We start from the raw sequence: 13,681 nt of genomic DNA, 5'->3' as shown, positions 1-13,681 counted from the left end.
AAGATCGGCAGATCCAGACGGATCCCTGCCCTGCGTGATGCGGCAACCGGGCCGGTCAAAGAGTTCAATCAGATGGCAGCGTTGCCCGCCGTCGGTGTCGGGCGGCGCGCGCGAGAGCGCGAGTCGATGCCATTGCTCCTCACACGCGCGCTCTGCTGTACCACACGAGGATTGGAGGGCCTACACGTTTCACCGGCGGAAGACGCGCGAGTGGGCTCGTTCGGCGAGGCCGCGTTACGATCGGTAACACCTCGGCGGGACCGCGTACGGGCGGTGACATCCGGCCCTTCGACAGGCCCAGACCGATGCCGCTCTATGGAGGTGGGCCTGTTCACTGCCGACCGCGGGTCAGATCATCGATGAGCAAAGGAGCGCCGCGTCGCATCAGGTCGAGAGCGTGACGGGTGCCTTGCGCGGCTGCGCCACGGCGAGACGCGAGCCGTGCTCGGGGTTCACGGGTCCAGACCAGCGTTGCGACGCAGCTCGCGGATCATCGCCGCCTCGGGCAACCGAAGATGCTCGGCATCGCGGCCGGCAGAACGGAGGAGATCGGCGGCGGCTTCGCGGTCGCCGGGGGCGCCACGCTCGTGGTGAACGATGGCCATGTTGGTCTGGCAGACAAGCTTGCCTCGGGTATCGCCGAGGCGCTCGAATACAGGCAGCACTTCGTGCTCGAGGAGGTGGAGGGCCTCATCCAGTTTGCCTCGAGCCTGGAGCACGCCAGCGATCTTGCTCAGCGTGACGGCGCGGGAGCGGGCATCGCCAAGGCGCTCATAGACTGGTAGCGCCTCCTGGCGAATGCGAAGCGCTTCGTCGAGCTGGCCTCGATATTCAAGGGTATCTGCGATATCACCGAGTGCAATGGCGCGTCCACGGGCGTCGCCCAGCTTCTCGTACAGGCCGATGGCCTCGCGCAGGAGCCCTTCAGCCTCTTCCGGCCGGCCCAGGAACGCCACAGCCCGCCCGAGCCTGCACAGGTCGGCCGCGGTCTTGGCTGGTTCAGCGGCCTCACGATGGAGCGCGAGAGCCCGTCGCAGGGCCTGCTCCCATGCCTCCGCAGGCCCTGTCTGCTCGATCACCTGCGCCTCGAGCGCCAGCGCGTCGCCGACACCGCTCGTGTAACCGACGCCCTCGGCGAGCCTCCGCGCCTCTTCAGCAGCCGCCCTGGCTTCGCCCAGCTCTGCCGCGTCGAAGAACGCATGGCCGAGCCGGATCCAGGCATCGGCGAGCGAGCCGGCCGGGATCTCGTCGTCAGCGAACGCCCGCAACCGGGCTGCCTCGGCCTGGAGCTCTGCCTGTGACCGCGCCTGCGGCCTGTCTCGCGTCTCCGCGGAATCCAGCGCGAACGTCGGAGCAGGATCGCCGGGCACCGACGCGATCTCCAGCGTCGCTGCCCGCACGTCGAAGAGATCCGGCGCCATCCCCGACAGCTCCGCCGCGCGGTCCGCCGCGATCACCAGCACGAGCGGCCCGCGAATGAGCTTGCCCAGGACATCGCGCGCCATGTTGAGCGACGCGACCACGGCGCTGCCTCCGGTCTCGACCAGAGCAACGCCGTCAGGGATCACCGCGCCTGCGAGCGGGTGGGTTCGATCCGAGACGGCGAGGAACCGCGCGACCTCCTCCGCCCCATTTGCCCCCTCCGCGAAGAAGCGCAGCTCCGGCACACCCCCCGAGCCGCTCCACGCGCGGAGACGACGCAACACCTCGGCCCGCGCAGCGTCCGCGGCCAAGACGACGTAGAAAGCAAAGCTCGCCGCCCGGCGCAGGCCGCGCCGGAGCACGTCGAGGTGATGCTCCGAATCTGGCGTGAGGAGCGCGAGCGACTTCTGCCCCTCCGGGATCACGCCCTGGTTTCCATGCTGCTCATGGCGACGGCGTGCAGGCTACCACACTCCCCGCCCTCAGCCTCCGCCGGCCTCCCCTCCCCGCGCCCCCCGCGCCTCCCAGATCCACAGCAGCGCCAGCGCCGTCGCCGACATGCCCCCGCCCACCGCGCAGACCCCGGTCCAACCCCAGCGCGTCCAGGCCGCGGTGCCGAGCCACGCGCCGGCCGCGCCGCCCACGAAGTACGTGGTCATGTAGATCGTGTTCATCCGGCTGCGCGCCTCGGGACGCAGCGAGTACACGCGCGCCTGATTCGATATCTGATTGGCCTGCGCCCCCAGATCGAGCAGCACCACGCCGAGCGCGATGCCCCACAAGGACCCTCCGAGCAGCCACAGCACCCCGAAGGACGCGAGCAGCACCGCGATCGCGAGCGCGTTGATCCGCCGATCGCCGCGCAGGTCCGCGTAGCGGCCCACGAGCGGCGCCGCGGCGGCGCCGGCCACGCCGACGAGGCCGAAGAGGCCGGCCGTCTGCGGGCCGTGACGCTCGGGCAGGCTCTGGAGGTACAGCGCGAGCGTCGCCCAGAACGCGCTGAACGCGCCGAACGTGAGCGCGCCGAGCGCGGAGTGCAGCCGGAGCACAGGCTCGTCGCGGGCGAGGCGGCCCAGCGAGCGCAGGAGCTCGGTATAGGACATCGGCGCGACAGGCGGCTGCGACGGCAAGGCCAGGCGCAGCACCGGGCCGAGCGCGAGCATCAGCCCCGCCGCGAGCCAGAACACCGCCCGCCAGCCGAGCTGCGTGCCGACGAAGCCGGCCACCGTGCGCGACAGGAGTATGCCGATGAGCAGGCCGCTCATCACCATCCCGACCACGCGCCCGCGCTGCGCGTCCGGCGCGAGCTGCGCCGCGAACGGCAAGAGGAGCTGAGGCACCACGCTCGTGATGCCGACCGCGAAGCTCGCCACGACCAGCCACGACAACCCCGGGGCGAGCGCCGCGCCGAGCAGGGCGACGCTCGCCAGCGCCGCCATCACCACGATGAGCCGCCGCCGCTCGTGGCTGTCGCCGAGCGGCACCAGCAGCAGCATCCCCGCCGCATACCCCACCTGCGTCATCGTGGGCACCAGCCCGAGCAGGCCGCCCGAACCGCCGAGATCACGGGCGATGTCCCCGAGCAACGGCTGGTTGTAATAGAGGTTGGCCACCGTGGCGCCCGAGGCCGCCGCCATCAGCCAGACCAGCCCGAGGCGCAGCGACCCAGGCGAGGACGCGCCGGACGACGGCGCGGCAGACGAGGACGCGCCAGGCGAGGACGCGCCCGGCGAGGACGCGGAGGAGGTCTGCAGGGGAGACATGGGAAAGGAGGGCAGCGCAGGCATACGCCGCGCGCCCTCCCGCATCAATCGCACATGCGCGTGCGGCTTCTCCTGATCAGGGAGAATCAGGGAGAAGGAGAGAGCAGCGGGAGCCGCCGAGTCGACGTCACGAGGGGCGCGACCCGGCCGGCTCCCGCGGCGCTAGCTCACCGGCGGCACTCGCCGCGCGAGACCACCGAGACGCCCGCCGCGTTCGCGGCGCACGCGTTGCCGTACGTCCTGTCGTCGCAGCCGCACACCGGGTTGTACTCCTCCGTGCAGGCCTCGGGGATGGGGTCGCAGACGCCCGTCATATCGCCCGCGCCGCACATCGCCTCGAGGCTGTAGTTGCAGAAGAGCCCGGCGTCGCACTCGAGGCCCAGCAGGCCGCCGCAGAGCTTCTCCGGGGGAGGAGCGCACTCGCCGCTCGACGCCACCGAGACGCCCGCCGCGTTCGCGGCGCACGCGTTGCCGTACGTCTTGCCGTCGCAGCCGCAGACCGGGTCGTACTGGAACGTGCACGCCTCCGGGATCGGCGCGCAGGCGCCCGGCAGGTCGAACGAGCCGCAGTCGGCCCGGGGCGGGAAGTCGCAGAAGAGCCCGGGGGCGCACTCGGCGGCGCCGCGCGTGCCGCACGCGTCGCCCGCACCACCGCCGCCCGGCGCAGGCGCGCACGCGCCGCTCGACGCCACCGACACGCCCGCCGCGTTCGCCATGCACGCGTTGCCGTAGGTGTTGCCGTCGCAGCCGCAGACCGGGGCGTACTCCTTCGTGCACCCCTCCGGCGTGGGCACGCAGACGCCCGTCTGATCGGCCGCGCCGCACATCGCGTCGGGCGCGAAGTCGCAGAACGACCCCTCGTCGCACGCGAGGCCCAGCAGGCCGCCGCACTCCTGCCGCGGAGGCGCCTCGCACTCGCCGCGCGCCGAGACCGAGACGCCCGCCGCGTTCGCCTCGCACTCGTTGCCGTACGTCTTGCCGTCACAGCCGCAGACCGGGTTGTACTCCCGCGTGCACACCTCGGGGATGCGCTCGCAGGTGCCCGTCTGGTCGAACGCGCCGCACATGGCCTCGACCTCGTAGTCGCAGAAGAACCCACGCCGACAGCTGAGCCCCAGGAGGCCGCCGCATGCGCGACCGTGCCCGCCGCCGCCCCTCACCTCCTCCGCGTCGGAGTCGATGGTGCTGCCGTCGCTCACGTCCACCTGACAGCCCACGGTGAACGGGGCCATCGAGAGCGCGAGCCAGAGAACGGAACCGAGACGGCTATTCTTGAGACGATTCTGGACGTTCATGATGTTCCTCCAACAAGGCCCCGCCGCGGACGGCGAGGCGAAAGACATGAGAGAGCCCCTCCCCTCCCGAGGAGGGGCCCAGGACGCCGCGCGCAGGCGCGGCGCGTGATCCGGTGTCGTCTTCCCGAACGCTCCCCGACCGCTCAGTCGGGGAGCGTGAGCGTCAGCGCGCGTCGCCCAGGCTCGGGCGACGTGACGTCGAGGAAGAGCACGTCCTCGCGCTCCACCCCGCCGCCGTCCGCGCGCACGGTGACAAGGCCCGTCTCGCCCGCCGGCACCACGAAGGCCGCCGCCGGGCTGACGCTGAACGGCGCGGCGCCCCGCCGCAGGCGCGGCGCCTCGATGGCGACGTCCTCGGCGCACGTGTTGCGGACGACCACGTCGCGGGCGCCGGCGCCGCCCGCGAACGAGACCCACGTGTCGATCACGAGGCAAGGCAGGTGGTCGAGCGCCCGGTGCGTGCCGCTGATGGGCGACCCCGCGAGCACGACGTCCACCGGCGCCGATCGGCGCTCGCCCTGCTTCGCCTGGAGCCGCAGGACCTGCTGCTCCGAGGCCGTCACGGTGACCAGGAAGCTCCCGTCGTCGGCCACCTCCGCGAGCACCGGGGCGTCGAGGCTGTCGAGGTTCGTCACGAGGACGACGCCCTCGGCCGGCTCGACCGCCCCCGGCTGGCCCTGGAGCGAGATCGGGTCCTGCTGCACGAAGCTCTCGGGCACCCCGACGAGCCCCCCGTCCAGGAACGGCTCGTGGACCGGCGGGCTCGGTTGCGGGCTCACGACGCAGCCGCCAAGGAGCACCGCGAGCAGGGCCACGACCGCGCCCCGCCGGTCTCCGTGTCTGGCTGTCGTCCGCATCGCCATGCCGAGCCTTGGAGCAAGGGCAATGCCGAACGAAAAGGGAGGGAAACCAGCGTGAAAACCAAGGCACAAGTGTCTCATAAGATGTCTCACTGTCTCATATGGCACAGCGATGATACACTGTGCGCGTGATCCCGGCCGAAGGAACGCTCGTCGCCCGCCGTTACCGCCTGATCCGGCCCCTGGGGCGCGGGGGGCTCGCCACGGCGTGGCTCGCGCGGGACGAGGCGCTCGGCCGCGATATCTGTCTGAAGCTGCTCGGGCGCGCGCGCACGGCGGAGCGGGCGGCGTTCCGCGGCGAGTTCAGGATGCTGGCGGGCCTCTTCCACCCCCACCTCGTCCGGGTGCACGACTTCGGCATGCTCCGGGAAACCGGGGCTGGCGAGCCGCGGTTCTACTTCACGTCGGAGGCGGTGCTCGGCGCGCCCCTCGACGAGTACGTGACAGGCCGGCGCTTCGAGGAGGTGCGGGCCGCGTTCGTGGACGTGCTCGACGCGCTGCGCTTCCTCCACCGCGCGCGCATCCGGCACGGCGACGTGAAGCCGGCCAACATCCTCGTCGGCGCGTCGGGGCGCGCGGTGCTGATCGATCTGTCGTGCGCGGCGCGGCTCGGCGCGAGGCCCGACGGCGGCGTCTCCGGGACCCAGGGCTACCTCGCGCCGGAGGTGATCCGCGGCGAGCCGGCCGACGGCCGCGCGGACCTCTTCTCGCTCGGCCGCACCCTCGCCGCCGTGGCCCCGCTCCTCGCGGAGCCGCTGCCGGAGGCGGTGGGCGCGCTGGTCGAGCGGCTCGTGCGGCCCGAGGCGCGCGACCGGCCGGCCGACGCGGGCGAGGTGCTCGACTGGGTCGGGGCGTCGCCGCGCGCGCTGGCCCCGCCGCCGCCGGAGCCGCCTCACCTCCTCGGCCGCGACGAGGAGATGCGCGCCATCGCCGAGGCGCTCGCGGCGCTCCAGCGCGGGGAGCGCGGGCCGCGCCTGTGCGTGATCGCCGGGGAGCCGGGGTGCGGGAAGAGCCGCGTGCTGCGCGAGGCGAAGTGGAACGCCGAGCTCGGGATGGAGGCCGTGGAGGGGTTCGCGCGGACCGCGGCGCCGGTCGCCTCGATGCTCCGCCGCGCGACCGGCGAGGAGGCGCTCCCCGCCGGCGCGCTCGGCGCCCTGCGCGCGCACGAGCGCCTGACGCGGGGGCGGTCGGGGGCGGAGGCCGAGCCGCTGGTGCTCGTGCTCGACGACGCCGACGAGGTGACCGGGGCGGACAGGGAGATGCTCGAGGCGCTGGTCCGGCTGCTCGGGCCCGAGGATCCGGTGCTGCTCCTCGCGGCCGAGCGCGCGCCGCACGGGGGCGGCCGGGCGCCGCTCGCCGTCGTGGCCGCGGAGGCGGGGCGGGCCGCGCGCGAGGTGGCGCTGCCGCCGCTCGGGGGCGAGGCGGTGCAGCGCTGGATGGACGACATCGGCCTGGGCGACGCGGCCGAGGTGGTGCGGCGCGCGAGCGCGGGGTGGCCCGCGGACCTCGTGGTGACCGCGGGGCGGCTCGGGGAGAGCGGGGACATCGCCGGGCTCGACGCGACAACGCCGGGGGCGAGCGCGCGCTACGCGCTGCGGCTGCGGGGGCTGCGGGGGTCGCTGCGCGACGCGGTGGCGACGCTGGCCGTGCAGGGCGGCGCGGTCGCGGACGAGGAGTTGCCGGCGCTCGGGCTGCCTGTCGCGCACCTGGCCGAGCTGGCGGCACGGGGCGTCGCGGCGCGGGCGGCGGGGGGGTGGACGCTGACGCGCGCCGGGCCGATCGCCGCGCTGCTGGAGGCGCTCGGGGGCGAGGCGGTCCGGGCGGCGCACGCGCGGGTGGCGGGGGCGTACCCGGCGCGGGTGGAGCAGCAGGTGCTGCACCTCGCGCTGTCGGGCGACGCGGCGGCCGCGGAGCGGCTGTTCCTGGCGCGGCGGGCCGAGCGCGAGGCGGACCCGCGGGCGTGGGCGGCGGCCGCGGAGGCGCTGCTCGAGGCGGCGACGGCGGCGGTGACGCGGCTCGAGATCGCGTCGACCCTCCAGTGCGGCGGGCGCGCGGGGCGGGCGCGCGAGGTGCTGGAGCAGCTCCTGGAGGGGGAGCAGGCGGCGGGGCTGGGGGCGCGGCGGGGGCAGGCGCTGGCGCGGCTCGGGGCGTGCTTGCTCGAGCTGGGGGACCCGACGGCGGCGCTGGCGCGGCTGGAGGAGGCCGAGCGGGCCGGCGGGGAGGCGGGGGCGCCGACGCCGCGCGAGCGCGCGGGGCTCGCGGACCTGGCCAGCCGGGCGCTGCTGCGGCTCGGATCGCACGCGGAGGCGCGGGCGCGCGCGGAGCCGGCGCTCGGCTGGTGCGACGACCCGGAGGTGCTCGCGAGCCTGCACGAGGACGTGGGCGTGGCGGCGAGCTACCTCGGCGAGCGGCGGCTGGCGGGGCTGCACCTGGGGCTGGCGGCCGGGCTGCACCGCGACCGGCGGGCGCCGCGGGCGCTGGTGCGGGCGCTGTCGTACCAGGCGATCGACGCGTTCCGCGCGGGGGAGCTGGAGACGGCGCTCGCAGGGTACCGGCAGGCGCTCGCGACGGCGGAGGAGCACGGGCTGGGCGACCTCGTGGCGCGGTGCAGCCTCAACGTGGGGACGGCGTGCCACCAGTCGGGCGAGCTGGGGGAGGCGCTGGCCGCGTACGAGCGGGGGGCGCGGCTCGCGTCGGCCCTGGGGCAGGCGGACCTGGTGCTGGTCCTCGACTTCGACCTGGCGAAGCTGTGGGCGGACGTCGGGGCGTTCGAGCGCGCCGGGCGCGTGGCGTCGCGCGTGGAGGCGGAGGCGGCGCGGCGGGGGGCGCCGTTCTTCGCGGCGGCGGCGGCGTCGGTCCTCGGGGACTGCGCGCTCGCGGCCGGCGACGCCGAGGAGGCGGCGCGCTGCTTCGAGCGGTCGCGGGGCGGCTTCGAGGCGCAGGGGGCGCAGCGCGAGGTGGTCGAGGAGGAGCTCGAGCTGTGCCGGGCGCACCTGGCGCGCGGGGCGCTGGACGAGGCCCGCGCGGCGCTCGGCCGGGCGCGCGGGCACGGGGCCGTGCGGGAGGCGCCCGACCTGGGGGCGCGCGCCGCGCTGCTCGAGGGGCGGCTCGCGCTGCTGGAGGGGGACGGCGACCGCAACCACGTTGAGGCCAACCTCAACCTCGGTCAGCCCAACCTCAACCCCGGTCAGCCCAACCTCAACCCCGGTCAGCCCAACCTCAACCCCGGTCAGCCCAACCTCAACCTCGGTCAGCCCAACCTCGGTCAGCCTAACCCCGGTCAGCCCAACCTCAACCTCGGTCAGCCCAACCTCGGTCAGCCCGACCCCGCCGCCGCCAGGGAGATCCTCGAGCGCGCCCTCGCCCTCGCCGAGCGCGCCGCGCAGCCCGACCTCGTCGCCGACGTCCGCCTCGCCCTCGCCGACGCCGCGGAGCTCGCCGGCGAGCCCGAGGCCGCCGCGGCGCAGCGGGGGCGCGCGGCGGCCGCCTGGACCGCCATGGCGCGCTCGCTCCCGGAAGCCCTCCAGCACGCCTTCTGGATGCACCCCCGCCGCCGCGCCGCCCGGCCCGCGCCGCCCGCCGAGGCAGCCGCGACGCCCGGCGCCGCCGAGGCGCCGCCCGCGTCAGGGCGCGCGGCCAAGCTCGAGCGGCTCCTCGAGGTGTTCCGCAAGCTCAACTCCTCCGTCGAGACCGCCGACATCCTCGCCATGGCCATGGACGCCGCGATCGACCTCACCGCCGCCGAGCGCGGGTTCCTGCTCCTCGAGCAGCCGGGCGGCGAGCTCCGCGTGGCCGTCGCCCGCAACGTCGACCGGGAGAAGGTCGGCAGGAGCCACCTCAAGTTCAGCTACAGCATCGCCGAGCGCGCCATCGCCACGCAGGAGCCCGTGGTCACCGTCGACGCCCAGGAAGACGAGCGCTTCCGCGAGCACGCGTCGGTCCACGCCATGCGGCTCCGGTCCGTCATCGCCGTGCCGATCCGCTCGCCGGACGGCGTGCTCGGCGCCCTCTACCTCGACAACCGCTTCCGGCGCGCGCGCTTCGCCCCCGAGGACGTCGACCTGCTCCTCGCCTTCGCCGACCAGGTCGCGCTCGCCCTGCGCAACGCGCGCCTCGTCGAGGACCTGCGCCGCCGCACCACGGAGCTCGAGGCCGAGCGGCGCCGCGTCGAGGAGCTCCTGCGCGGCCAGGCCGCCGAGATCGACCGCCTCCAGGAGGAGGTGCTCGTCCGCCAGCAGGCCCTCGAGCACCGCTACGACTACGGCGCCATCGTGGGGCGCGGCCCCGCCCTCCGCGCGGTGTTCGCCACGCTCGACCGCGTGGTCGACGCGCCGGTCAGCGTGCTCGTGACCGGCGAGAGCGGCACCGGCAAGGAGCTCGTCGCGCGCGCCATCCACTTCGCCGGCCCCCGGAAGAGCGGCCCGTTCATGGGGATCAACTGCGCCGCGCTCCCCGCCGCCCTGCTCGAGTCCGAGCTCTTCGGCCACGTGCGCGGCGCGTTCACCGGGGCCGACCGGGACCGCACCGGCCTCGTCGTCGCGGCGCGCGGCGGGACGCTGTTCCTCGACGAGCTCGGCGAGATGCCGCTCGAGGTGCAGGCGAAGCTGCTCCGCGTGCTCCAGGAGCGCGAGGTGCGCCCCGTGGGCAGCGCCGAGGCCGTGCGCGTCGACTTCCGCCTCGTCTGCGCCACGAACCGCGACCTGCTCGCCGAGACCGCGCGCGGGCGCTTCCGCGAGGACCTCTACTACCGCGTCGCCGTGGTGCAGATCCGCCTGCCGCCGCTGCGCGACCGGCTCGAGGACCTGCCCGAGCTCGCGATCCACTTCGTGCGCCGCGCCGCCGAGCAGCTCGGCCGCCCGGCCCCGCAGCTCTCGCGCGAGGCGCTGCGGCGGCTCGGCCAGCACGGCTGGCCCGGCAACGTGCGCGAGCTGGAGAACGTGATCACGAAGGCGGTCGTCCTGTGCGACGGCCGCAAGATCGGCCCCGACGACGTCGACCTGCCCCGGCCGCGGGACGGCGGCCGCGGGGCGCCGAGGTCCCTGCGCGACGAGCGCGCCGCGCTGCTCGCCGCGCTCGAGCGCACCGGCTGGAACGCCCTGCAGGCGGCGCGCGAGGCGGGCATGTCCAGGGCGACGTTCTACCGGAAGCTGCGGCGGCTCGGGATCGAGCGCCCGACGGGCGCCCGCGAGGACTGACCTCACGACTCCGTCACAGGCGCACACCGGATCGGTGCATTTTCGTCCGGGATGACAGGTTCTCCCGGTTCTGCTGGCGGCTGCACGGGGCACTTCGCCTCACCTGGGGCGCTCCGCCATGAAGTCGAGACCTGAGCCCGGCTACCGCCCCGCGTCGCGGCCGGACGCGCGGATGAGTCCTCCGCGATGCAGCGCGAAAAAGCCATCTCATCACGCGAGGTGAGCGCGATGAGGATCCGCCCCGGTCACAGGAGCAGGCCGACAGGCGCTCTCTTCGCGCGATGGCCCGCGGCTTGCGAGGGCGCCCGGGCATGAACACAGCGAAACTCTTCCTCATGATGTCTCTCTCGATCGCGGCCGCGGCCTGCGATCGAGCGGAAGGCACGCCTCGCTCGGACAACAACACCGCGACCGTGCCGGGTGAGGTCGCCCAGCGGGCGAACAACCCCACGCCGGCGGCGGCCGACAACACGGACAAGAACGATCGCGACCGCGATCCCGCCGCGCTGACCCCCGGGGATCAGGGCGAGAACGAGGCCGATCGCACGATCACGCAGAAGATCCGGCAGGCGGTGGTGGCGAACGATACGCTGTCGATGAACGCCAAGAACGTCAAGATCATCACGAACGGGCAGGTCGTCACGCTGCGCGGCCCGGTGAAGAGCGACAAGGAGAAGGCTGACATCGCCGCGATCGCACAAGGGATCGCGGGCGTGCAGCGCGTCGACAACCAGCTCGAAGTGGACGTGGACTGAAACAGTCCAAACTGAACCAGACTGAACCAGTCCGAAAGGGATGACACCATGGCAACGAAGAAAGCGGTCCTTGGCCTCGTGAGCACGCTCGCTCAGGCAGACATCATCGTCGGCGAGCTACAGCGCGCCGGCTTCCTGACCAGCGACATCTCGGCGCTCTTCCCGGACAAGCACGGGACGCGGGACTTCGCGCACGAGAAGAACACGAAGGCGCCCGAGGGCGCGACGGCCGGCGCGAGCGCCGGCGGCGCGATCGGCGGGACCATCGGCCTGCTCGCCGGCATCGGCGCGCTCGCCATCCCGGGGCTCGGGCCGTTCATCGCGGCCGGCCCGATCATGGCCGCGCTGAGCGGCGCGGCGGCCGGCGCCGCGGTCGGCGGCGTGACCGGCGCGCTCATCGGGCTCGGCATCCCCGAGGTGGAGGCCAAGCAGTACGAGGGCAAGATCAAGGGCGGCAACATCCTGATCTCGGTCCACGTCGAGAACAGCAACGAGCGCTCGCTGGCCAAGCAGGTCCTCGAGCGCGGCGGCGCGACCGACATCGCGGTCCTCAGCGAAGAGGGCATCTCGACGAAGGACAGGGCGCTCGCCTGAGCGTGACCCGCACCCCTTGACCAAGAGCGGCTACCCGCCCGGCGCCCGGCCCCCCTGGCGACGTCAGGCGGGTAGCCGCTCGAGGTCGATCTCGTCGGACGACCGGATATCGGCCTTGAGGAAGCGCTGCATCTGGCGCAACGCATAGGCGTTGTCGTCCTCGCCCTCCGAAGCCACGCAGTCCGAGGGGACGACCAGCCGGTAATCCCGCATGTAGGCGTCGTTCGCCGTGAACAGGACGCAGATGTTCCCCGCCATGCCGGTGAGGACGAGCGTCTGCACGCCGAGGGACTCGAGCAGGATCTCGAGCGTGGTGCCGTAGAAGCCCGAGTGCTTGGGCTTCAAGACGAAATAATCCTCCTCCGCAGGCCGCAGCAGCGCCGCGATCTCCCGGCCGCGGACGCCGTCCGCCAGGCAGTGCTCGATCTGCCGGTGGAAGTTCGACTGCCAGCGACCGAAGTTGTCGTTCACGTAGACCGCGGGGATGCCGGCGTCGCGACACCGCTGCTTCAGCGCCCGGATGCGGTGCGCCATCGGGAGCGCGTGGGCGAGCAGCCGGTCGCCTTCCGGGAAGTCCAGGTCGTTGATGACGTCGATGAGGAGCAGCGCCGTCCGGCTGTCGTCCGGCGCAGCTCCGTGCAGGTCGTGGGTACGCCGCGGCATGTTGCCTGTTCGTATACAACGAACCCGGTCGAGCGGGGCAGCAATCGTCACGCCGCCCAGCCCGCTGTGGCGAAACGCGACGTCGCTCCAGGACGCACGGCTGAAACGGCTGGATCGGGCCGTCGGCCGCCGGCTTGCATTGCTCTCTGGCGACACACCTCGAACGGACCTCTGGGTGGGACCAGGGTGGAAGGAGAGCGCATGCCGCGCAGCATCTGGAAAGGGAGTATCAGCTTCGGGCTCGTGCAGATCCCGGTGGCCCTCTACCCCGCAGAGGAGCCCAACGAGCTCCACTTCACGCAGCTCGACAAGCGGAACATGACCCCGATCCGCTACGAACGCGTGAACCGGGAGACGGGCGAGCCGGTGAGCTGGGACGATATCGTCCGTGGCTATCCGTACGAGAAGGGCGAGTATGTCGTGATGTCCGACGAGGACCTGCGCCGCGCGAACGTCGAGGCGACGCAGACCGTGGACATCCTCGATTTCGTGGACGAGGCCGACATCGACCCGATGTACTACGACAAGCCGTATTACCTCGCCCCGGCGTCACAGAACAGCAAGAAGAAATCCCCCGTGACGGCGTACGTGCTCCTGCGCGAGGCGCTGCGGAAGACGGGGAAGGTCGGGATCGCCAAGGTCGTGATCCGGACGCGCGAGCACCTCGCCGCGGTGAGGCCGCGCGGCCGCGCGCTCGTGCTGAACCTGCTCCGGTTCGCGCACGAGCTCCGCACCGACGAGGAGCTCGATCTGCCCGAGATGGACGCCGAGGGGAAGGGCCTCGGCAAGCGGGAGCTCGAGATGGCGGAGCGGCTCGTGGCCGAGATGTCGACCGGGTGGAAGCCGGAGAAATACAAGGATGAGTACCGCGACGACGTGATGAAGCTCATCGAGAAGAAGGTGAAATCCGGCCAGACCACGACCCCCGCGGAGGCCTCGGAGGACGAGGAGCGCCCCCGCGACACCGGCACGGTCGACCTCATCGCGCTGCTCAAGAAGAGCCTCGGCGAGAAGGGCGGCAAGGCCGCGAACGACGACAAGAAGTCGAGCGACGCCAGCCCGAAGGTGCGCAAGACGGACACCCCGAAGAAGAAGAGCGGCTCGCGCCGGGCCGCGTAACGCCGCGCGCCTCGC

At 73.4% G+C, this 13,681-nt stretch carries 9 protein-coding genes; 4 read left to right on the top strand and 5 right to left on the bottom strand.

Going from position 1 to position 13,681, the window contains the following annotated elements:
- Positions 1-452 precede the first annotated feature (452 nt).
- The 4 genes from WME76_RS09640 to WME76_RS09625 form a co-directional block, all read right to left on the bottom strand.
- Complete coding sequence (locus tag WME76_RS09640; RefSeq protein ID WP_437959864.1) at positions 453-1,847, bottom strand: tetratricopeptide repeat protein; 1,395 nt, start codon at positions 1,845-1,847, stop codon at positions 453-455.
- Between the two features lie 57 nt (positions 1,848-1,904).
- Positions 1,905-3,059, bottom strand: coding sequence for an MFS transporter (locus WME76_RS09635; RefSeq protein WP_437962097.1), 1,155 nt, complete (start codon positions 3,057-3,059; stop codon positions 1,905-1,907).
- 293 nt (positions 3,060-3,352) lie between these two features.
- Complete coding sequence (locus WME76_RS09630; protein WP_437959863.1) at positions 3,353-4,480, bottom strand: Kazal-type serine protease inhibitor family protein; 1,128 nt, start codon at positions 4,478-4,480, stop codon at positions 3,353-3,355.
- 143 nt (positions 4,481-4,623) lie between these two features.
- Positions 4,624-5,337: a hypothetical protein gene (locus WME76_RS09625; protein WP_437959862.1), complete on the bottom strand. Its 714-nt coding sequence runs from the start codon at positions 5,335-5,337 to the stop codon at positions 4,624-4,626.
- A gap of 131 nt (positions 5,338-5,468) precedes the next feature.
- Between WME76_RS09625 and WME76_RS09620 the strand changes: the two genes are divergently transcribed.
- The 3 genes from WME76_RS09620 (at position 5,469) to WME76_RS09610 (ending at position 11,884) form a co-directional block, all read left to right on the top strand.
- A complete protein-coding gene (locus WME76_RS09620; RefSeq protein WP_437959861.1) occupies positions 5,469-10,535 on the top strand; it encodes a sigma 54-interacting transcriptional regulator in 5,067 nt (1,688 codons plus the stop codon).
- Positions 10,536-10,846: 311 nt separating this feature from the next.
- Positions 10,847-11,290 carry a BON domain-containing protein gene (locus WME76_RS09615; protein ID WP_437959860.1) on the top strand — a complete coding sequence of 148 codons (444 nt, stop codon included), beginning with the start codon at positions 10,847-10,849 and terminating at the stop codon, positions 11,288-11,290.
- A gap of 48 nt (positions 11,291-11,338) precedes the next feature.
- Positions 11,339-11,884 carry a hypothetical protein gene (locus tag WME76_RS09610; RefSeq protein WP_061619887.1) on the top strand — a complete coding sequence of 182 codons (546 nt, stop codon included), beginning with the start codon at positions 11,339-11,341 and terminating at the stop codon, positions 11,882-11,884.
- Positions 11,885-11,947: 63 nt separating this feature from the next.
- Here WME76_RS09610 and WME76_RS09605 read toward each other — a convergent pair whose 3' ends face one another.
- Positions 11,948-12,547, bottom strand: coding sequence for a cysteine hydrolase family protein (locus WME76_RS09605; RefSeq protein WP_437959859.1), 600 nt, complete (start codon positions 12,545-12,547; stop codon positions 11,948-11,950).
- 201 nt (positions 12,548-12,748) lie between these two features.
- Between WME76_RS09605 and WME76_RS09600 the strand changes: the two genes are divergently transcribed.
- Positions 12,749-13,666, top strand: a complete 918-nt coding sequence (locus WME76_RS09600; RefSeq protein ID WP_437959858.1) for a Ku protein — start codon at positions 12,749-12,751, stop codon at positions 13,664-13,666.
- The last annotated feature ends 15 nt before the right edge of the window (positions 13,667-13,681 follow it).

It is taken from the genome of Sorangium sp. So ce119 (assembly GCF_051524405.1).
Classification (GTDB): Bacteria; Myxococcota_A; Polyangia; order Polyangiales; family Polyangiaceae; genus Sorangium; species Sorangium cellulosum_G.
Note: the sequence above shows the minus strand (reverse complement) of the source record. Positions and strands in the feature narration are given on the sequence as shown.

Coding starts and splice junctions, on each gene's coding strand:
- WME76_RS09635 (WP_437962097.1), bottom strand. CDS start 3,059: ATGGCGGCGGCCTCGGGCGCCACGGTGGCCAACCTCTATTACAACCAG.
- WME76_RS09630 (WP_437959863.1), bottom strand. CDS start 4,480: ATGAACGTCCAGAATCGTCTCAAGAATAGCCGTCTCGGTTCCGTTCTC.
- WME76_RS09625 (WP_437959862.1), bottom strand. CDS start 5,337: ATGCGGACGACAGCCAGACACGGAGACCGGCGGGGCGCGGTCGTGGCC.
- WME76_RS09615 (WP_437959860.1), top strand. CDS start 10,847: ATGAACACAGCGAAACTCTTCCTCATGATGTCTCTCTCGATCGCGGCC.
- WME76_RS09610 (WP_061619887.1), top strand. CDS start 11,339: ATGGCAACGAAGAAAGCGGTCCTTGGCCTCGTGAGCACGCTCGCTCAG.
- WME76_RS09605 (WP_437959859.1), bottom strand. CDS start 12,547: ATGCCGCGGCGTACCCACGACCTGCACGGAGCTGCGCCGGACGACAGC.
- WME76_RS09600 (WP_437959858.1), top strand. CDS start 12,749: ATGCCGCGCAGCATCTGGAAAGGGAGTATCAGCTTCGGGCTCGTGCAG.